Source organism: Flavobacterium sp. HJJ, assembly GCF_015351475.1.
In the GTDB taxonomy this organism is placed as follows: domain Bacteria; phylum Bacteroidota; class Bacteroidia; order Flavobacteriales; family Flavobacteriaceae; genus Flavobacterium; species Flavobacterium marginilacus.
Genome location: NZ_JADKPR010000015.1, coordinates 110965 through 132403, shown reverse-complemented (window position 1 = coordinate 132403; position 21439 = coordinate 110965). Strand labels below are relative to the sequence as shown.

Sequence of the window (21439 nt, the reverse complement as noted above, 5' to 3'; positions counted from 1 at the left end):
TAATACAAATAACCAAACTCAATCTTAACAATTCCAACTTTAATTTTTGAATTTAAATTAAGCCTGAACTAATTTTTTCAGACTTTTATATACTGCCAATTCGACATCGGCATGCTCTTTCGAATTACATTTTTCAAGCAGACTATTTAATACTACTGCATCAATATTTTCTTTTTTATCAATTTTGAGTAAAAGCTGTTCTGCAATATCATTTAAACTCTTTGACAATGGCAGCAACGGTTTTACAAGCGGTGCATTATTACTCAATGCATTAAGATCCGAATCCATTTTAATCCATTTATTTAAATAGCTTATTACTAAATTTTGATTTTCAGATGATTTGTTATTTAAAAAATTAGTAACAGCCTGGTCAAAATCTACCGCATCTGATGCATCCGGCGTGCAAACGTCTGCAAATAAAGTCAACGGAGAATACATTTTATATTCAGTCCCTTCTCTGTTTCTTGTATAACCTTTTAGCGGTTCACAGACATTAGACAAATCAAGTAGAGCATCACTTTTTTGATTATTGCTGATATTTCTTAACAGACCTTCTTTACTTTTTAGATGCGTCAGTCCCAATTCTTCTAATCTAAAAGAAACAGTCTTCAGTCTTTTGCGTAAACTGTTAATATCTGTAACACTTTCATTAGACCAAAAACGTTCTGCAATAGCCGCTGTTCTAGGCCAAATTCTGCTGTCAATTGTTGCTGATGTTACTAATTCGGTCCACATAGTTGCTTCTCCACCCAAAATTCTTGCTTTTTCTTCATTAGTTAGAGTGACATTTTTAGGCATTGGATCTACCGTATAATGATCTGCAGCTTCGTACATCAAGTCGATATAGTATCCATTGGACAAAACAGTTTTGTAACCTCCTTTTACAGCATCCACTAATGATTGTCCTGCCGTCTGACCTTCATTAACCCCTTTCCAAGAATGGATTATAGCCTCTTTGGACATATTTTTGGTCATAATTTCTTCCCAGCCCATTAATTCTTTATTATGTTTTTTAAGCATTGGGATTAACTGCATCGTAAAATAAGTCTGCAGTTCATGGTTGTTTGCTAAATTATGCTTCTTTTTGAATTCCTGAATTTTAGGATTCGCATCCCAGTCTTTGCCTTCGTTTTCATCCCCTCCAATGTGAAAGAACTTACCCGGAAAAAGCGGACAGACTTCATCAAAAATTGAACTTATAAGTTCATAAGTTTTTGGACTTGAAGGATCAAGAGTAGGTGTAAAAATCCCTGCATTCCTTTCTAAATCATACTTTTGAATTTGTTTTAACTGCTGTCCTTTTTCACCATTGCCAACATTCAAAACTTCAACTTTACTTCCTATTTCCGGGTAAGCGGTCAAAATAGCAGTTCCGTGACCTGGCATGTCAATTTCCGGAACTACTAGAATTCCTCTATCACTGGCGTATTTTATAACATTTCTGATTTCTTCCTGAGTATAAAAATTCCCATCCGATGCCATCTGGATTAACTTCGGGTGTTTTTTCATTTCGATTCTCCAGCCTTGATCATCTACCAAATGCCAATGAAAAACATTCATTTTTACCGCTGCCATTCCGTCGAGATTTCTTTTGATGACATCCACCGGCATAAAATGTCTTGCTCCGTCAATCATCAGCCCTCTCCAGGTAAATCTTGGAAAATCGGAAATTTTTGAAACAGGAAAATAAAATGAATTACTATTATTCTGTAAAAGCTGTAATAAGGTTTCCAAACCGTGCAGTGCACCAACATCCGTAGCCGCATTTATTGTAATTTTATTTGGAGTTATATCCAATAAATAACTTTCATCCTCATAAAGGTCAATTTTTCCGTTTCTCACACAATTAATCTGCAATTGAGCTTCTGGAACTTCATTTAAACCAGTTATGAATCCTTGGTTAAAAAACATTCCTGTCCTCCCATCCAGACGTCTCAAAAAATTAGCAGCACCAGTAAATATTCTAGGATTTGGAGCACCAGTAATATTTACTTTAAAATTTTTCGTCAATATAAAAGAACCTTCACTAAGGCTAATATTTTGAGGCCAAGGCATAACATTCAGCTGCTCCTTTGTAATTTGGGCTGTGGAAATAAAAGAGGCAAATAAAAAAAACAGAATATATTTCATCTTATAAAAAAATATGTTAGAAAAAAATTTGTAATAGTGCTAAACCTAAGTTTAAGATAAACTTAAAGTTCAGCATTAGGAACTTAACAAAAAACTATTTACTAATATTCAAAACGTTTAAAAGCTTCTATCGCTTCATATTCTGCCAGACCTAAATCATCATATAATTTGGCAGTATTTTTATTTCGGTCCTCAGCCCTAACCCAGAATTCTCTTGAATCATTACCTTGGAACATCACCCTGTCTTTCTGAGACTGATGGTATAAAATAGCCTGTCTTTTCAGTAACACTTCATCTGGGCTCAACGGAACGGCCATGTCAATTTCATGTATGTCCCATTCGTGCCAAGCACCTCTGTACAGCCACAGCCAGCAATCGTTCATAAACGGTTTTGATTTCAATTCTTTCATGGCTGCAAAAATGGCGTTCAAGCAAACTTCATGCGTACCATGCGGATCTGCAAGATCACCAGCTGCAAATACCTGATGCGGTTTTATTTTCTCAATAATATTTTTTACTGCTGCGATATCTTCCGGTCCCAAAGGCTTCTTCTGAACCATCCCTGTTTCATAGAAAGGCAAGTCCAAAAAGTGTGTATTTTCATCTTTCAGACCAATATATCTAGTAGCAGCATAAGACTCGCGTCTTCGTATCAAACCTTTCAATTTGCGGACTTCCAAAGTGTCGCTTTGCCCGATTGGTTTTGAATTGATAGAATCAATTACCGATTGAAAATTAATTCCTGAATTATTCCCATCGATAAAATCGCTGCAGACTTCGGCAAATTTTAATGCCTCATCATCGGTAACAGCAATATTTCCTGAAGTCTGATACACTACATGCACATCATGTCCCTGCTTGATTAATTTTGCAAAAGTCCCCCCCATAGAAATCACGTCATCATCTGGATGCGGACTAAAAAGAATTACTCTTTTTTTAGCAGGATTAGCTCTCTCTGGACGGAAAGAATCATCCGTATTTGGTTTTCCGCCAGGCCATCCCGTGATAGTGTGCTGCAGTACATTGAACATATTAATATTCAAATCATAAGACGAACTTCCCGAAGCTAATAAATCAGACATTCCGTTATTATTGTAATCCCTGTCAGTCAGTTTTAAAATTGACTGATTGGTATGCTGGCAAAGCCAGACAATTGCCTTATTTTTCAATTGTTCTGTCCAGATACACTCTCCTACCAGCCAAGGAGTTTCTAATCTTGTTAATTCCGAAGCAGCTCCTTCATCTAAAACAAAAGTGGTATTATTGTGATTCTGTAAAAAAGTAGCTGGAACCTCAGAACTGATGTCTCCCTGAATCGTTCTTTTGATAATAGAAGCTTTATTCTGTCCCCAAGCCATTAGTACAATTCTTTTGGATCTAAGAATTGTTGAAACACCCATCGTGATTGCTTTTTTAGGAACATTGCTTATTCCGTTAAAATCAGCTGAGGCATCAACTTTGGTAATATGGTCTAAAGTAATAATTCTCGTCCCTGAGTTAATATGTGATCCAGGCTCGTTGAAGCCTACGTGTCCTGTACGTCCAATTCCTAACAACTGAAAATCAAGTCCTCCTGCATTTTTAATATTCATTTCATAATCAACACAAAACTGATTCAGGTCTTCTAATGCAACAGTTCCGTCAGGAATATTAACATTTTCGGGTCTGATATCTACATGGTTAAAAAGATGCTGATGCATAAAATAGTGATAACTCTGATTACTTTCCTTTGGCATTGGATAGTATTCATCTAAATTGAAAGTAATAACATTGTCAAAACTCAAACCTTCCTCTCTGTGCATGCGAACCAATTCCTGATATACTTTTATAGGTGAAGATCCTGTTGCCAAACCCAATACACATTTTTTATTCTTTTCTTGTTTGGAACGAATTAAATCCGCAATCTCTTGAGCAACGATTATTGAAGCATCTCCAGCATTTTTAAAAATTACATTATGGATTTTTTCAAAACGGGTATCTTCAAACTGACCTGCCTTTTTAAAGCTTATGTCATTACCTAAGTTTGATGTAGTTCTCATGATTTTTTTGTAATTATATATTTTAAATTATATGAAAAATTATAGTATCTCTATTATTAAATGTTAATTTTCATAAAGATACATATATCTTTTTCAGTTTTTATTAATTCTTTAATCCGTTTTTTGATGCAAAACCACTAAGTTTCACTTGTATATAAATTTTATTTTGTAAAAAATAAAAAGAAATTTCGATAGTAATAAACTCATGAATAAAGTAAAATTCCTTTAAAAATTTGAGCGTAACTGGCTTTAATGCCTTTATTCAATAAAAAAATCTTACAGTATTATTATAATATTCTTTGTTGGTTTTAATACAAATTTATATTGACTTTATTCTTAGAAAAAATAAATTAAACCAACACATCTTTTTTTTAAACGAACGGCATTATTCAATCAACAATGCGTTTTTTTGGTGACAATATGTTTTTAAATATTTTATCAAAAAATCGTGCAGCTTCATTTTTATATCCAGACAGCCAATAAACAGCTGCCTGGAATAAAAATAACTGAATGTATTAATATATAAGGTCATTATTAAAAATTAGCTCCGGTAGTATCCCACCAAAGTCTAGTTCCTCCATTATCAGGACCTCCTAATTTAGTTAGCCCCGTTGCAGCACCACCAGGGTTTCCGTCTTTTTCAGACTGTACAAAGTTTACTCTTCGCGGTCCATACTGAGTTGTAATTGTTCCCCCGCTGGTATTGTGCAATATTCTAAATAATTTTGGATATCCAGTTCTTCTGTATTCAGACCAGGCTTCCTGCCCTTCAGGGAAATTTGCAATCCATTTTTGAGTAATGATTTTTTGCAGCTTCACCTCATTAACGGCAGCACCATCCCAGGCAACAGTTACATTATTTACAGCCACTGCATTATTTGCTGCATCTTTAACATCTACGAAATCTTTAGCAGTTTTCACGTTATCAGCAATATAAGCTGATGCACCTGAAGCGCCATGCTGTGCAAACGAAGCTGTAATACCTGCTTCATATAAAGCTTGGGCAGTTCCTCCCATATTCCATCCTCTTAATGCTCCTTCAGCTCTCAGGAAAAACACTTCGGCAGTAGTCATTAACACTTTTTCATTTGATCCAACGATTGAACCAATTTCAGACATACCTGTACGGTCTGATTTAGCAATCATATTAATACCTGTACGGATTCCTCTGTACTGACCAGGAAAATCAGCTGATTCATTAAAGTATTTAGCTAGTCTTGGATCTGCATATCCGCCCATGATAGACTCCATATCTGCAGACATTCTGATATCACCCCATGAAGAGGAAATAGTTAGAATAGGATCTATAAAATTTGGAATGATTACTTTAGCGATATCAGCATTTGTAGTCATCACGCCAAAAGTCTGGCTGATTGCTTTTTCTGCTTCTGTTTTAGCCAAAGCTGGTTTTATTTTAACAATTCTCATAGCTAAACGCAGACGTAATGAATTTGCATATTTAATCCATTGTTTGTAATCCCCTCCGTAACCGCTCATATCTACTGATGCAAAAGTTGAAGCTTCACCAGCATTTACTCTTTTAGTCAATTCTGTAACTGCATAATCAAGTTCTGCAAACATTTTAGTGTACACTTCTTCCTGTGAATCATAAGGAATAGTAGTATTTGTTGTTCCAAACTGAGAATATACAATTGGTCCAAAAACATCAGTTACTCTATGCATTCCTTCCACTTTCAAAATCAACGAGATAGCATAAAACTGATCGTATTTACCTTTTGTTCTCTGTTCGATTTTTAAAGTATTTGCCATTACATCAGTATAAGGCAGACTCCAGATAAAACCATTCCAGCCATCAACAAAATTATAATTTGAGTTATCTCCTGCGGCTCCTTTAAAGGGAGTTGGCGTAGCCATATATCCTGACCAAATATCTGCACTCAGATTTTGCTGTAACTGATATTTCCAGTGTGTTGTATTGAAAATACCTGTAAAAACAGTGGTAAAAGGAACTTTTACATGATTAAAATCCTGCTCAAGATCTTTAGCCGTAATCCCAGTCGGATTGGTGTTAATTTCGTTGAAATCGCTTGTACAGCTTACTGCCGCAAGCAATGAAGCACATATAGCAGCTGTTTTTATTTTATTTAGTATCATGATGATATAAGATTAGAAAGTTACATTTAAATTAAGACCGATACTTCTTGTAGATGGTGCTGCATAAACATCAATCCCTTGTAAACCATTACCTGTACTCAAAGAAATATTTGGATCAAATGGCGCATCTTTGTAGAAAAAGAATAAGTTTCTGCCTACTAAAGACAGGTTAGCAGTTTTGAAAATTTTATTATTTTTAAGATCAAATGTATATCCTAAAGCCAATTCTCTTAAACTTACGTTTGTAGCATTATAAATATATTCACCTGTTGCACCTTCTCTTCCACCCACTTGGCTGTAGTAGCTTTCTGCCGAGTATTTTCCTGAATAAGCTTGTCCTGCATTTGGTGTTCCAGGAGCATAAACAGCATTGATATCTACACCGCCGGCAGCTCTGGCATCACCAGTTACTTTAGAAACACCAAATTTATCATTTACCGCTTCAGTCAAACTCATTACATCTCCGCCAAAGCGTCCGTCAATTGTAAAGTTTAAGAAATAATTGCCATATTTAAATGAGTTAGTTAAACCTAACATATAATCTGGATTTGCATTTCCAACTTCCTCGAAACCTGTTTTTTGGATTGAACCGTCAGCATTCAGCAAAATTCTTCCCTGATCATCTCTTTTAAGGTTGATTCCTTCGATAACTCCAAATGGGCGGCCGTTGATTAATGAATATCTATAACTGTTAACACCAGGCTGTGTCAAAACAACTGTTCCTCCTAATTCTTCTGGCAATCCAGAAACTTTATTGTTGTTTTTTGAGTAGTTTAGAGTTGCATCCCATTTAAATTTATCATTATCAACAATTTTAGCATTCAATAACGCTTCAATACCATTATTTTCAATCACACCGCCATTGTAAGCATAATTTTGATAACCTTCAGCATTTGTTGCTGGAGCTGGAATAGTAAGCAATTGATCTTTAGTTTTGTTATTGTAATAAGTTAATTCTATACCGAATCTGTTATTAACAAATCTCCATTCCGTACCTAATTCAAAAGAATTTTGACTTTCAGGTTTCAGGTTTGTACCTGGTCTTGGACCAACAGTTGGATTGATATTTTGTGGATTGCAGCATTATACTGAGAAGTAGGTGAAGTATAGAATGCAGGAACATCATTACCAACCTGTGCAAAAGAAGCACGCACTTTACCAAATGATATTGCTTCTGGCATTTTAAACATTTCAGACAATATAGCTGTTGTTCCAACAGATGGATAGAAGAAAGAGAGATTTCCAGTGTTTGCCAATGTAGAAGACCAGTCATTACGCCCTGTGACATCTACATACAACATATTTTTGTATCCAAAAGTTGCTGCTGCAAAAACAGACTGCTGCTCTCTGCGGTATCCGTAATTTTGATAATTACCAGTATTTGAATTGAAATTATGAAGTGTAAACCAGTTTGTGATTCCTAAACCAGATGGATCAGAATCTAAAACTGTTTCATCATTAATTGAAGTTTTTGTAAAACTGGTACCTACGTTTGCAAAAAATGTAATATCGTTATTTATTTTCGTATTAATTGTTGCAATTAAGTCACCGTAATTTTGAGTACTCACGTCGTCAATACTAATATACCTGCCATTTGCATGAGATAAAGTTCCTTGAGTTGAAGCATAAATTTCTTTATCAAATTGTGAAGTTACTCTGTCGTAATTGTATCTTGACCCAACAGATAACCAGTTATTAACTTTATAATTCAACCCAACAGATCCATTCATCAGCTGATTGCCATCTACAGATTTATTGCGGTTTAATCCCCAATATGGATTTTGTTCAATATCTCTGTTAGTCATCCAGTTTTGAACCATCATATTTCTGGCAGGATCGAATTTTTCGAAGTTATTTTTATATTCGTTAAAATCATATCCTCTTGGCATTAGGTAAAGACCTGTTAACGGGTTAAAATACAAACCGCTGGTTGGTCTATTTGTAACATATTGAGAAGTGTAATTTGCATTGGCATTAACAGTTAATCTGTCTCCAAAGAATTTACCCATTTGTCTGATGCTAAAGTTGTTTTTACTTAAACTGTTAGTTGGTATAATACCATTAGCAGAAGTGTTAGCATAAGAAATATTAGTAGCAGAATTTTGAGATCCAGTAGAGAAACCGAAAGAAGAAATTTGTGTTAATCCTGTTTCAAAAAAGTCTCTTGTGTGATCTGGTGTACTTTTTGCTGCTCCCCATGACTCATCTGCTCCTGGTTTAGCAATATAAGACGTTTGGAATTTTGGCAGATAAGCTGCAGTCTCAACAGTTGTATTAGAAGATACTCTGAAAGCAGAAATACCTTCTTTTGCTTTTTTAGAAGTCAATAGAACAACTCCTCTAGCACCTTGGCTGCCATATAAAGCAGTTGCAGAAGCACCTTTAAGAACTGTCATCCCTTCAAAATCATCTGGATTTAACAGCCCAATAACATCACCGCCGTCACGGTTACCACCTTGAGTATTACCAAATGAATCATTAGGCTGAAATGAAGAAATATTCAGCATTGGTACCCCATCAACAACATACAAAGGGTTATTGTTCGTAGTAGATGAATTTCCACGAATAGTAACTTTTGTAGAACCACCAGTACCTCCGGCACTTTTAGTTACTGCAACTCCGGCAATTTTACCAGCAATTGTATTCATTAAATTGGGATCTTTTGCTCTAACAAGATCTTCTCCTTTTAATTCTTGTGCAGAATAAGTCAAAGACTTTTTAGATTTCTTGATCCCTAATGAGGTTACAACTACTTCAGTCAAAGCTGTTGAACTTGCTGCATTCAGTTTTACATCTATAGTTGATGACTCACCTACTTCTACATTTCTTGTATCATAACCTAAGTACGAAATTATTAATGTAGCGCCAGGCTTAACATCTAGTGTAAATTTACCGTCAAAATCCGTTGAGGCTCCATTAGTCTCCCCTTTTACGTTAACATTTGCACCTGATATCGGAGTACCCGAGGCATCTGAAACAAAACCATTGATTTTTTTTGTCTGCGCAAGGGTAACCTGCGCAGTAAAAATAACCATTACGATTAAAAAAATTTTTCTCATTTTTAAATTATTTTTGTTAGTTATAGCGTAAAATTATAGGAAAGGAGTTTCCTGAAAAAATAAATTAAACCAACAGCACAGTTTTTTAAACCAACGACATATTTCAATCAATAATGCGTTTCACGAAAACGTTTTCTTAATATACATTTTTTATCTTAATTAGACTTTTTTAGATTTTTTTTTACCAAAATGCCATTTTTAATAACAAAATGATTATTGTTGCAAAATAAAACACAACCTCAGATTGTCTGTTTTATTTAAATATTATCATATTCAAGATCAGTGATGAAAAAAATTAACTTTCATATAAAACTTCAAAATCATATATGGTTTTGGTTTATCTATTTTATACTTAACTTCTTGAGATGGGGAGCTTATTTTAATAATTACGGATATTCTTTCAAATCGAATCTCATAGAATTTTCGCTTCATATACCATTAGTGTATTTCAATTTATTAATACTCATTCCTATGTTTGTATTAAAATCTAAATACATTAAATATGCCTTTTCGCTCATTGCAAGTTTGGCAGTTGTCTATTTATTAAAAACCGGGCTGACTTATTATTTAATTTCGAAAAATATATGGCCGGAAGCTAACAGAGATTACAGTCCATTTGAAATCAACCATATCGTAGCCGTCTGTATTGGAGAACTTTATGTACTTGCGATAGCATCTTCTATCTATTTAATGCTGACATGGCTCAAAGAAAGAGACCGTAACAAGGCAATAATAGAGAATCAGAACAAAATAAAACTGAAGTATTTAAAGAATCAGATTCAGCCTCACTTCTTCTTTAATACGCTAAATAATCTATATGCACTTTCATTAGAATCATCAAACAAAGTTCCAGATGTAATTATTAAGCTTTCTCAATTGATGGAATATGTATTATATGATATTGAAGATGTAAAATATGTGCCTCTAATAAAAGAAATAGATTATATTCAAAATTATATCGAAATTGAAAAACTGCGTTTTAAAAATGTAGAAGTCAGGTTCAATCTAGAATCCGATATTGACAATATAAATATTCCGCCGTTATTGTTTATTTCACTGATTGAAAATGCTTTTAAACATGGCGGAGCAAACAACGACAGACTTAAAATCAAAATAAACTTCAGAGTCATAAATTCTAAGCTCGAATTTGAAATAATAAATAATTTCGTAATTTCACCACCAATACCAAGCAAAAAAGGGATTGGTTTAACAAACACCAAAAAAAGATTAAAACTTATCTATAAAAACAATTTCAGCATACAGCAAGCAATAAAATTCAGCTTTTATAGTATTAAAATACAAATACCTTTACATAATGAAGATTAAATGCGTAATAATTGACGACGAACCTTTGGCTATAAAAGTACTGCTCAATTATTTTGAAAATTTTTCAGAATTTGAAGTTATTGGAACTTTTAATAATTCATTAGAAGGCCTTGAATTTATCAATTCTAATACTGCTGATGCTGTATTTCTGGACATCAATATACCTATGATGACTGGGTTTGAATTAATCAAACTGCTGGAATACAAAACCCGGATTATCATCACAACCGCTTTCAGAGAATTTGCAGCTGAAAGTTATGATCTGGAAGTATTGGATTATTTAGTAAAACCAATTCCGCTGCCCCGCTTCATAAAATGTATCCAAAAAATTGAAGCAGAACACAATTTAAAAAACAATATCAAAATCGAAAACCACCGTGCGGAACCGCATCTTTTTATCAAAGTGGATAAAAAAATGGTAAAGATAAATATTGATGAAATCCTTTTTATAGAAGGAATGAAAGAATACATCAAAGTTGTCACCGCAGAGAAGACTTATATAACTCATAAATCATTAACATCCCTAACTGATGAGTTACCTTCTGAGCGTTTTATGCGAATTCATAAATCGTATACAATTGCATTAAACAAAGTAAAATCCATAGAAGGAAACAGAATTCAGATTTCATCCTATACCATTCCAATTGGAAGAAATTACAGCAAAGAAGTAAAAATAAAAATCTTAGAATAAAAGTTATAAACAGACAGCACACCATATGTTTTTAGTGTGTTTTTTACATTTATTCCGTAATCAAAAACTATCGTTTTTTTATACTGAAAGCGCAGTTCTACAACGTTTTTTTAGCTGCAAAAAAGCAATAAAACCGCCATTAGTTGACAATTTAATGTCGTTTATTTAAAAGTGAAAAACTTTATATCTTAAAATTTTTTTTTAAAATTCTTAACAAATATATTTACAGTCTTGCAGCATCAAAAAAATTAATAATAACCAAAAAAAAATTAAATTTTTAAATTATGAGTTCAGAAAATGTGCAAACCAAATGGGGGCAGTTTATTTCTTTGATAATCGTCTTCTTCTTTTGGGGTTTTGTTGGTTCGGCCAATGACATCTTAATCCCAGTATTCAAAAAAGTATTTACACTATCACAAGTACAGTCACAGCTGGTTGCCTGGGCTTTTTATGCTGCTTACTTTGTAGGATCTATAATATTCTTTTTAGTATCTCTAAAAATTGATGTTTTACAAAAATTTGGATACAAAAAAACACTTTCTGCTGGATTAATTCTTTCAGCTATTGGTTCATTTTTATTTGTTCCTGCTGCAACAATGGAAAGCTTTCCATTTTTCCTAACCGCCTTATTTACTGTAGGATTAGGATTTTCAATTCAACAGATTGTTGCTAATCCTTTAGCAATTAAAATGGGCAGTCCAAACACTGGAGCACACCGTCTGACATTAGCGGGAGGTGTTAATTCATTTGGAACAACTATTGGAGCGATTCTATTAGGTATAGCTTTATTTGGAATGGGAGACAACAAAAAAACAGCTCTTTCATTAGACGATATCAAACTGCCTTTTATTATTCTAGGTTTTGCTTTTATCATAGTAGCTGTTTTTATGAATTTTTCTAAAATCGAAGATCCGGAAAAAGTAGAAGAATCAGTTATAAAACATCCGCACAGCTCATTCAGTATTCTTGATTATCCGCAATTATATCTAGGAATGCTTGCAATCTTTATCTATGTAGGAACAGAAGTAACGATTATCAGTAACTTGCCTGCTTTATTGCACACGAGTGAGTTTGGCAGTATTCTGGAAGATGCTATTGCGCCATTTATTGCATTGTACTGGGGAAGTTTAATGATTGGGCGCTGGAATGGCGGAGTTAATGTTTTTAATACTTCTAATTTAGTAAATATTGCACTTAAATTTATTGTGCCTGCTTTAGGATTTGGAGTAATCATTGGTGCAAATATCTTTGCTGCACACGATGTATCTTCATTCTACATTTACCCATTCTGGATTTTATTATTCATCACTGTAAGTTTTGCAGGTGGAAAAAACGCTGGAAAAACTTTAATGCTTTTTGGACTGTCAGGATTATTAATGATGGCTGCCGGCTTAGTTTGGCCTAATCCAGAAATTGCTAAATTCTTTTTTATCTCTGGTGGATTATTCTTATCTATTATGTGGCCTTCAATCTTCGATTTAGCTATTGCAGGTTTAGGAAAAAACACTGGAAAAGGATCTTCTTTCTTAATCATGATGATTCTTGGCGGTGGAGTAATTCCTCTGGTACAAGGAAAAATATGCGATTTAGACTTAACTAATCCAAATGGAATATTTGGTATTACTTATACACATTTTTCATACATCGTACCGCTTATTGGCTTTGCCTATTTAGCATTTTATGGTTTTTACTGTCCTAAAATATTAAAGAGTCAAGGAATCAGCCATGTTGAAAGCGCAGGCGGCGGACACTAAGAAAAATTTCTTCAGTTTTTTCAGACTGAGTATTATTCGATAAAATAAATTCAAAAAATCCCATTCTAGTTTTTTTTAGAATGGGATTTTTTTTCACTAATTCAAATCGCTGAGAATCGCATATATGATTTTTATTTGAACCAATACTCAAATATTGAATTTTTGGAAATTAGTTAAAAACAAAAAAAGCTCCGTTTCGAAATGAAACGGAACTTTTTTATAAGTTCTCCTTGACTGCATTACTACACAGTCAAAACTGAGTACTATTTATTTCCTTTTTCGAAATCAGCAACAAACTGAGCCAATCCAATATCTGTTAATGGGTGTTTCAACAAACCATAAATTGCAGATAAAGGTCCTGTCATTACATCGGCACCAAGTTTAGCGCAGTTTACAATGTGCATAGTATGACGCACAGAAGCTGCCAATATTTCAGTTTCATAACCATAGTTATCATAAACCTCTCTAATTTCACTGATTAAATTTAAACCATCAGTAGAAATATCATCCAAACGGCCAACAAAAGGAGATACATAAGTAGCACCTGCTTTAGCAGCCAATAAAGCTTGACCTACAGAGAATACAAGAGTAACATTGGTTTTAATTCCTTTGTCAGAAAAATATTTAGCAGCCATTACACCTTCTTTTGTCATAGGTAATTTAACAACGATCTGGTCATGTAAATCAGCTAATTCTTCACCTTCTTTAATCATTCCATCATAATCCAAAGCATTCACTTCAGCACTTACATCACCATCAACCAAATTACAGATATCAACATAATGCTTCAAAATATTGTTTTTTCCTGTAATTCCTTCTTTAGCCATCAATGATGGATTTGTAGTAACTCCATCCAAAACTCCTAATGCCTGTGCTTCTTTAATTTGAGCTAAATTAGCTGTATCAATAAAAAATTTCATAATATATTAATGTTTAATTGTGTGTTTAAAAATTCGGTGCAAAATTACGAAATCAATATCAATAACAATGACAATTTCAAAAATCAATTTCAAAAATCAATTTCAAAAATCAATTTCAAAAATCAATTTCAAAAATCAATTTCAAAAATCAATTTCAAAATAAAACGTGGACTGATTAATTACTTTTCTAGTATTTTCAAATTATTTTGAAATGTTATTTTGATTGAGCTTTTTTAGTTCATCTCTAATTTCTTCAAGCACATTTAACACATCTTCTTTATAAACTTCAGAATTATTTATCTTATCACTCAAAGAACTTAAGATTCTGCGAAGCACAAACCAAATAATCAGAAAAATTAAAACACCTAAAATAGTAGGCAGAAACTCTGTAATCTTATCCATAATTTTATAATTTATAATGATTCATAAGCATTTTTTCATACACTTGGTCAGGCAGAATTCTCTTTAATACAATAGAAAATTTCTGCATGAAAGCACCTACTTTATAATGAATTTTTGGGTTTGGATTCTGAATAACCGCATAAACCGCTTCCGCCATTACATTAGGATTACTGCCGCTGTCTACATGTTCGTTCATAGTTTTTAGGTTATTCCCGTATGATGTCTCATAAGCCGAACCTTCGATTACCGGCGCATGAAAACGGCCTGCAGCGATATTTGTAGCAAAATCTCCAGGAGCTATATTTGTGATCTGAATTCCGAATGGTTTTACTTCCATGCGCAGAGCCTCAGTTATTAACTCTAAAGCTCCTTTTGATGCCGAATAAACACTGCGGTACGGCAGTCCCATATACCCCGCTATTGAAGTAATATTAATAATGAGCCCGGATTGCTGCGAACGCATTTGTGGCAGTACTGCTTTAATAACCTCAATTGGACCAAAGAAATTAGTCTCAAAATTATTTTTGATTTCTTCCATTGGAATTTCTTCCAAAGGGCCGGTAATACCAACTCCAGCATTATTAATTACAACATCCAGTTTCCCAGAAATTGCTATAACCTTGGCTGTAGCCAAATGAATTGAATCTGCATTTCTGACATCCAAGGCAATTAAAGGAAAAATAGAATTTACAATCTTATCAGGATTTCTGCTGGTTCCGTACACCACAAATCCTTTATGATGCAGAAATTCTCCAATAGATTTTCCAATACCTGATGATCCTCCTGTAATTAAAATAACTTTACTCATGTCTTAGCTTATAAATTATATTGAGTTAGCAATGCCTAAAAATAAAAAAATCCTCCCGAGGGAAGACTATAATTCACAAAATTCTTGGATTAAAAAAATAAAAAATGGCAAGCGGTCTACATCGCACCGCTCAACCACGTACCCTTGCTATGTTCCCATCCTGGGGGAGTCTGCAGGAGCTGGTCGTGTAGGACTTGCCGGTGCAAATATACAACCTTTTTATATTTTTGCAAGCGCTTTGCACTAATAAAATAACTATTGTATATTGGTCTCTTCAAATTTTAAAACATGAAAAAACATAACTTATTAATTGCCATTTTATTAGGAACCTCATTAATTGGGTGCGGAGATACAAAAAAAGGTGAAAATTCTTTGTTCACTATTGATGATTCTGCTTTTCCTGCTCATTTTACCACTCCAGAATCAGTTTCTATTGGTATTTTGAATCCCAATTCAAAAGAAATTGACAGTATTGCTTACTTTGTAAACGACAAAAAAATAGGAAGCACTAAAGGTACTGAAAAATTTAAATTTGAATTAAAAGACCAAAAATTAGGATATCAATTCCTGAAAGCAACCATTTATTTTGGCTCAGATTCATCAGATGCAACTAAAAGAATAGAACTAGTATCAAATGTCACCCCAAAATTATTGAATTACAAAATCGTTAATACTTACCCACACGATACGGCATCGTTTACTGAAGGTCTAGAATTTCACAATGATACTTTATGTGAAAGTACGGGACAAAAAGGAACCTCCTATTTTAGAAAATACGATTATAAAACCGGTAAAATTTACAAGCAGATTGATTTAGATTCAATATATTTTGGAGAAGGAATCACTTTTGTAAATGGTAAATTATATCAATTAACATGGCTTGAAAAAACTGGTTTTGTATATGATGCCAAAACATTGAAACTTGAAAAAACATTTACTTACGATAAAGACATTGAAGGCTGGGGAATGACAAATGACGGAACATATATTTACCAAACTGACAAAACTGAAAAAATCTGGAAAATGGATCCAAAAACCCAAAAAATGATTGACTATATCAATGTATATTCCGGTGATTCGAAAGTCAAAGCCATCAATGAACTGGAATGGATCAACGGAAAAATCTACACCAATGTTTTCGAAAAGGATGCCATTGCAGTTGTAGACCCTAAAACAGGTGCTGTTGAAGGAATTCTAGACATGTCAGGACTGCGTAAATTAGTAAAAGTCACAGATGGAGACGTTTTAAACGGAATTGCTTATAACCCAAAAACTAAAACCATTTTTGTTACTGGAAAAAATTGGAACAAAATGTTTGAAATAACGGTTTCTGAATAACAAAAAAATAGCACAAACACGAATTTCACAGATTTCACGAATTATTACGTGATAATTTGTGACTCGACCGAAGGGAATAGGCGGAGCAAATTTGTGTTTTATATAATATCCATAAAAAATGATTACTCTTATTACCAATATAAAAGAACTGCTTCAAGTCAGAGAAAGTTCTGTTTTAAAAGTTTCCGGAGCAGAAATGGCTGTTTTGCCAACAATCAAGAATGCTTTTTTACTCCTTAAAGATGATTTGATTACCGATTTTGGTTCTATGGACAATTTGCCAAAAATGTCCGCAGATACTACTATTGATGCTGCTGGAAAAATTGTTCTCCCGTCTTGGTGTGACAGCCACACCCATATTGTGTATGCGGGCAGCCGCGAACAGGAATTTGTAGACCGCATAAATGGAATGACTTATGAGGAAATTGCAAATCGTGGTGGCGGCATCTTAAATTCAGCAAAAAAACTAAACGAAACTTCTGAAGAAGATATTTTCAATCAATCCAAAGCTCGGTTGGAAGAAGTAATTCAGCTGGGAACGGGAGCAGTCGAAATTAAATCCGGATACGGATTAACTGTTGAAGGAGAACTCAAAATGCTTCGCGTAATTCAGCAGTTATCTAAAAACTACCCCATAACAATAAAAGCAACTTTTCTTGGCGCACACGCCTTCCCCAGTGCTTTTAAAAACAATAAAAAAGGATACATTGACAGCATTATAAATGAAATGCTTCCAGAAATTGCCAAAAACAAATTAGCCGATTTTATTGATGTATTTTGTGAAACCGGTTATTTCTCAGCCGAAGAAACAGAACAAATTATGGAAGCGGGAATTCAATTTGGCCTAAAGCCAAAAATCCATGTTAATCAATTCAAATCAATTGGCGGCATTCAAGCTGGTATTAAATATAATGCTCTTTCAGTAGATCATTTGGAAATTATGAATCCTGAGGATATTGAAGCTTTAAAAAACACAGAAACAATGCCAGTTGCTCTGCCATCCTGTTCTTATTTTTTAGGCATTCCTTATACTCCCGCTCGCCAAATGATAACTGCTGGTCTTCCTTTGGCACTGGCAACAGATTACAACCCTGGTTCTACTCCATCTGGAAACATGAATTTTGTAGTCGCGACCGCCTGCATCAAAATGAAAATGACACCCGAAGAAGCTATTAATGCTGCAACCCTTAATGGAGCTTATGCGATGGGGATTTCAAATACCCACGGAAGTATTACAATAGGAAAAAAAGCGAATCTGATTATAACAAAAAAAATCCCGTCCTATTATCAATTGCCTTATGCTTTTGGAAGCAATTTAATTGACTGCGTGATATTAAACGGAAAAAATATTTATAATTTTCATGGCTGATTTAGCACAAAAAAAGAGCGGTATCCTAATTTGAGTACCGCTCTTTTTATATAATGTAAAATTCTTATTTCAAAGAAAAACTTGATGATGACACTAATTGATCTTTATCATAAACATTTACAGCATATTGACCTTTTTCAAAGTTTTTGCCAGCTAAATCCTGAGAAACCTGAACTGTTTTATTCTCATATTTTACACTTGAGACAAAACTATACGTTAATTCTTTTTCTCCAAAAGTAACTTTTTTAGCTTCACCCAAAACATTGTTTTTACTGTCAATTACCTGCACATAATAATCTTTATCTCCAGATTTTGCAATTGAATTTTCAGCAATGGTAAAGCTTATTTTAAGAACATTCGCTCTGCTTGCTTTGTCAGTTGCTATTTCTTTTCCAGAGCTTTTTAATTTGTAAGCTGCAGTCTGTAAATTCAAAACAGATAATTTACCTCCTTTTTCAACTGTTTTAGCCAACTCTTCGTTTTGACCAACTAAAACTTCATTGAATTTTTTTGATTCTCCTAAAACAACTACTGTACTGTCACGCTGATTTGTTAAAGTAACATTTTGTTTTTTCAAACCTTCATTTTCCTGCATTAATTCTTTCATGTGTCCTTGCAGGGCTTTAACCTGATTTCTGTATTTTGACAAATCGCCATTTGATTTTTTAAGCTCATCCATCAAATTGACTACTTTATCTCTTTCCTGCAGTAACTCTTCAGACATAGAAGTGTTTTCTGCGATTGCTGCATCATAAGTTGCTTTAAGATCCTGTAAATCTTTCATGACAGATTCTTTTTCTGAACCTACTTTCACGATTTCAGTATGAACTGAATCAACCTCTGAAGACATTTTAAAAATATAAACTAAACTCCCAACTAATAAAATAGCCAAAACAGCTATGACAGCTTTAAGACTTGAATTGTTTTTTTGATTTTCCATGTTAAAATATAATTGTTTTCTACAAATTTAATAATATATATAACGCAACTTAAATCAATTATATTATTTTTGAAAAATATTTTTTTATGGAAAAACTTATTACATTCAGTATTAACGACCTAGCAAAAGTAACCAATCACAGAAGCGGTGAAATTAAATTTGGCGAGAAAATACTTGTTGTTCCCAAAGATACAGACCCTATCGATTTTATAAAAAACAGTGAGGCGAAATTCGTTTTATTTGGAATTCCTGAAGACATTGGAGTCAGAGCAAATTATGGAAGACCTGGAGCAGCATCTGCCTGGCAGAGTGCGATACAAAGTATTGCAAATATTCAGCATAACCGTTTTTCAAAAGGTAATCAAATTATTGTTTTAGGACATTTGAATGTTCAGTCTGAAATGAAAGAGGTAGAAAATCTTGATTTTAATGATATTGATGACCGGTCAAAATTAAGCCAGTTAGTAGAACGAATTGATAAAGAGGTTTCCCATATTATCTGCAAAATCATTCAGGCCGGAAAAATCCCGATAGTAATTGGCGGAGGACACAATAATTCCTATGGAAATATAAAAGGAGCCGCTCTGGCAAAAGGGAAAGCCATAAATGCTGTCAATTTTGATGCGCATTCTGATTTCAGAATTCTGGAAGGCCGTCATAGCGGTAATGGATTCTCATATGCTTATGAAGAAGGCTTTTTAAAAAAATATTTCATTTTTGGTCTGCATGAAAATTACACCTCCAAAAGTGTTTTGGATATTATAAAAAAAATTGAAGACCGGGTTCGATACAATACTTACGACAGCGTTAACATCAGAAAAGAAAAAGTTTTTTCTGAAGAAATGGCAAACGCTCTTGATTTCATTAAAAATGATCCTTTCGGAATTGAAATTGATTTGGATGCGATTCCAAATATTGCAAGCAGCGCAATGACTCTAAGCGGTTTTTCAATTGAAGAGCTTCGTCAGTTTGTTTCATTTTTTGCCAAAAATAAAAACGCAGCTTATCTGCATATTTGTGAAGGAGCTCCTGATTTAGGAGAAGACAAAAACAATCATTTAATTGGAAAACTAATAGGATATTTAGTAACTGATTTCATGAAATCTCATAATTCAATTGAAGCCTAAAATAAAAGAAACCGCACCGCTTAAAAGTAAAATAATTCTCATCCAAAATAATAACACTATCTTTGCGCCCTTATCTATGTACTAAATACAAGATATTTTAATTTCAAAAATATGTTATTCGAAGATTTATCACTTTCAAAAAGTATACAAAAGGCCGTATTTGAAGAAGGCTATACAGAAGCAACACCTATTCAGGAACAATCAATACCTATTGTATTAGCCGGAAAAGATCTGATTGGCTGTGCGCAGACCGGAACTGGAAAAACTGCTGCTTTTGCAATACCAATCATTCATCAATTACACCGAATCGTAGGCTCATCAAAAAAAGCAAAAGTAGTCCGTGCACTTGTTGTAACGCCTACAAGAGAATTAGCCGTTCAGATTGGACAGAGTTTTGACACTTACGGCAAATATACTAATCTGACGCAGTTAACGCTTTTTGGAGGAGTATCACAAAACCCGCAGGTAGATACCTTAAAAAATGGAGTTGACATCGTAATTGCAACGCCAGGACGCTTATTAGACCTGCATAAGCAAGGTTTTATCGATTTGAATCATCTGCATACTTTGGTATTGGATGAAGCCGATCAGATGCTTGATATGGGCTTTGTTAACGATGTCAAAAAAATTGTAAAGCTAACGCCTAAGAACAGACAAACTCTTTTTTTTTCGGCAACAATGCCAATCGCAATCAGAGAATTAGCCGAAATGTTCCTGACAGATCCTGAAACAGTAACTGTTTCTCCTGTTTCATCAACTGCCGAAAATGTGGAACAGCGTATTTATTTTGTTGAAAAATCAGAAAAAAGAAATTTATTATACCACCTGATTAAAAATGAAAATTTATCAAATGTTCTAATTTTCTCCAGAACAAAACATGGTGCAGACAATGTTGTTAAAGCTTTGAGGAAGAAAGATATTCCTGCCGAAGCCATTCATGGTGATAAATCACAAAACGCAAGACAACGTGTATTAGACGCATTTAAAAACAAAGAAGTTGGTGTTCTTGTAGCCACAGATATTGCAGCGCGAGGAATTGATATTGACCAGCTGCCTTTTGTAATCAATTTTGACCTGCCTAATATCCCTGAAACTTATGTTCACCGAATTGGCAGAACTGGACGCGCAGGAAATGGCGGTATAGCAATCTCTTTCTGCAGTAAGGATGAGAAAGATTACTGGAAAGATATTCAAAAACTTATAAAAGTAAATGTTGAAACTATAGACAATCATCCTTATCCGTGGCATTCTGGAAATCCTGTTGCTGACAGCAATCCTCCTAAAAATTCAAATCGAAGCGGAGGTGCTCACAAATCCAGAAAATCGAATGCTTCAAAGCAAAATAAAAAACGCTGGTATTAAGAAATTTATAATTTCAAGCAACCAATAGTTTGAGAACATCTTATAAAATACAATTTATA

The 21439-nt window shown here is 33.9% G+C and carries 16 protein-coding genes and 1 other RNA gene; 7 read left to right on the top strand and 10 right to left on the bottom strand.

Going from position 1 to position 21439, the window contains the following annotated elements:
• Positions 1-57: 57 nt before the first annotated feature.
• The 5 genes from IRZ80_RS13240 to IRZ80_RS13225 form a co-directional block, all read right to left on the bottom strand.
• Complete coding sequence (locus IRZ80_RS13240) at positions 58-2130, bottom strand: beta-N-acetylhexosaminidase (protein WP_194642045.1); 2073 nt, start codon at positions 2128-2130, stop codon at positions 58-60.
• A gap of 101 nt (positions 2131-2231) precedes the next feature.
• On the bottom strand, positions 2232-4169 hold the full coding sequence (nagB, locus tag IRZ80_RS13235) for a glucosamine-6-phosphate deaminase (RefSeq protein ID WP_194642044.1): 1938 nt from the start codon (positions 4167-4169) through the stop codon (positions 2232-2234).
• Positions 4170-4703: 534 nt separating this feature from the next.
• On the bottom strand, positions 4704-6284 hold the full coding sequence (locus IRZ80_RS13230) for a RagB/SusD family nutrient uptake outer membrane protein (RefSeq protein ID WP_194642043.1): 1581 nt from the start codon (positions 6282-6284) through the stop codon (positions 4704-4706).
• Positions 6285-6296: 12 nt separating this feature from the next.
• Positions 6297-7313, bottom strand: coding sequence for a TonB-dependent receptor (locus tag IRZ80_RS21025; RefSeq protein ID WP_228520907.1), 1017 nt, complete (start codon positions 7311-7313; stop codon positions 6297-6299).
• Positions 7310-9343 (bottom strand): SusC/RagA family TonB-linked outer membrane protein, encoded by a 2034-nt coding sequence (locus tag IRZ80_RS13225; protein ID WP_228520906.1) that lies wholly within the window; start codon positions 9341-9343, stop codon positions 7310-7312. Before IRZ80_RS13225 ends, IRZ80_RS21025 begins: the two co-directional genes overlap by 4 nt.
• Before the next feature lie 471 nt (positions 9344-9814).
• Here IRZ80_RS13225 and IRZ80_RS13220 point away from each other — a divergent pair, with 471 nt between their 5' ends.
• The 3 genes from IRZ80_RS13220 to IRZ80_RS13210 all read left to right on the top strand — a co-directional run bounded on the left by IRZ80_RS13220 (position 9815) and on the right by IRZ80_RS13210 (position 13114).
• Complete coding sequence (locus IRZ80_RS13220) at positions 9815-10669, top strand: sensor histidine kinase (protein WP_228520905.1); 855 nt, start codon at positions 9815-9817, stop codon at positions 10667-10669.
• Positions 10659-11360 (top strand): LytR/AlgR family response regulator transcription factor, encoded by a 702-nt coding sequence (locus tag IRZ80_RS13215; protein ID WP_194642041.1) that lies wholly within the window; start codon positions 10659-10661, stop codon positions 11358-11360. The genes IRZ80_RS13220 and IRZ80_RS13215 overlap by 11 nt, the downstream gene beginning before the upstream one ends.
• A 284-nt stretch (positions 11361-11644) precedes the next feature.
• Positions 11645-13114 (top strand): MFS transporter, encoded by a 1470-nt coding sequence (locus tag IRZ80_RS13210; RefSeq protein ID WP_194642040.1) that lies wholly within the window; start codon positions 11645-11647, stop codon positions 13112-13114.
• Positions 13115-13377: 263 nt separating this feature from the next.
• On the opposite strand, the gene fsa is transcribed toward IRZ80_RS13210, so the two are convergent.
• From fsa to ffs, 4 genes are all read right to left on the bottom strand, one after another.
• The gene (gene fsa / locus IRZ80_RS13205) at positions 13378-14034 is read right to left on the bottom strand and encodes a fructose-6-phosphate aldolase (RefSeq protein ID WP_194642039.1); all 657 of its coding nucleotides are present in this window, start codon (positions 14032-14034) and stop codon (positions 13378-13380) included.
• Between the two features lie 201 nt (positions 14035-14235).
• The gene (locus IRZ80_RS13200) at positions 14236-14436 is read right to left on the bottom strand and encodes a hypothetical protein (RefSeq protein ID WP_194642038.1); all 201 of its coding nucleotides are present in this window, start codon (positions 14434-14436) and stop codon (positions 14236-14238) included.
• A gap of 4 nt (positions 14437-14440) precedes the next feature.
• Positions 14441-15244 (bottom strand): SDR family oxidoreductase, encoded by an 804-nt coding sequence (locus tag IRZ80_RS13195; RefSeq protein WP_194642037.1) that lies wholly within the window; start codon positions 15242-15244, stop codon positions 14441-14443.
• 102 nt (positions 15245-15346) lie between these two features.
• An RNA gene (gene ffs, locus IRZ80_RS13190) (signal recognition particle sRNA small type) lies at positions 15347-15444 on the bottom strand.
• Between the two features lie 88 nt (positions 15445-15532).
• On the opposite strand from ffs, the gene IRZ80_RS13185 reads away from it, so the two are divergent.
• Together IRZ80_RS13185 and hutI are read left to right on the top strand one after the other, a co-directional pair.
• Positions 15533-16582: a glutaminyl-peptide cyclotransferase gene (locus IRZ80_RS13185; protein ID WP_194642036.1), complete on the top strand. Its 1050-nt coding sequence runs from the start codon at positions 15533-15535 to the stop codon at positions 16580-16582.
• A 118-nt stretch (positions 16583-16700) separates the two neighbouring features.
• The gene (hutI, locus tag IRZ80_RS13180; protein ID WP_194642035.1) at positions 16701-17951 is read left to right on the top strand and encodes an imidazolonepropionase; all 1251 of its coding nucleotides are present in this window, start codon (positions 16701-16703) and stop codon (positions 17949-17951) included.
• A gap of 64 nt (positions 17952-18015) precedes the next feature.
• Here hutI and IRZ80_RS13175 read toward each other — a convergent pair whose 3' ends face one another.
• On the bottom strand, positions 18016-18891 hold the full coding sequence (locus tag IRZ80_RS13175; RefSeq protein ID WP_194642034.1) for a hypothetical protein: 876 nt from the start codon (positions 18889-18891) through the stop codon (positions 18016-18018).
• An 86-nt stretch (positions 18892-18977) separates the two neighbouring features.
• Here IRZ80_RS13175 and IRZ80_RS13170 point away from each other — a divergent pair, with 86 nt between their 5' ends.
• Positions 18978-20018, top strand: a complete 1041-nt coding sequence (locus IRZ80_RS13170) for a formimidoylglutamase (protein WP_194642033.1) — start codon at positions 18978-18980, stop codon at positions 20016-20018.
• 111 nt (positions 20019-20129) lie between these two features.
• On the top strand, positions 20130-21380 hold the full coding sequence (locus tag IRZ80_RS13165) for a DEAD/DEAH box helicase (RefSeq protein ID WP_194642032.1): 1251 nt from the start codon (positions 20130-20132) through the stop codon (positions 21378-21380).
• Positions 21381-21439 lie beyond the last annotated feature (59 nt).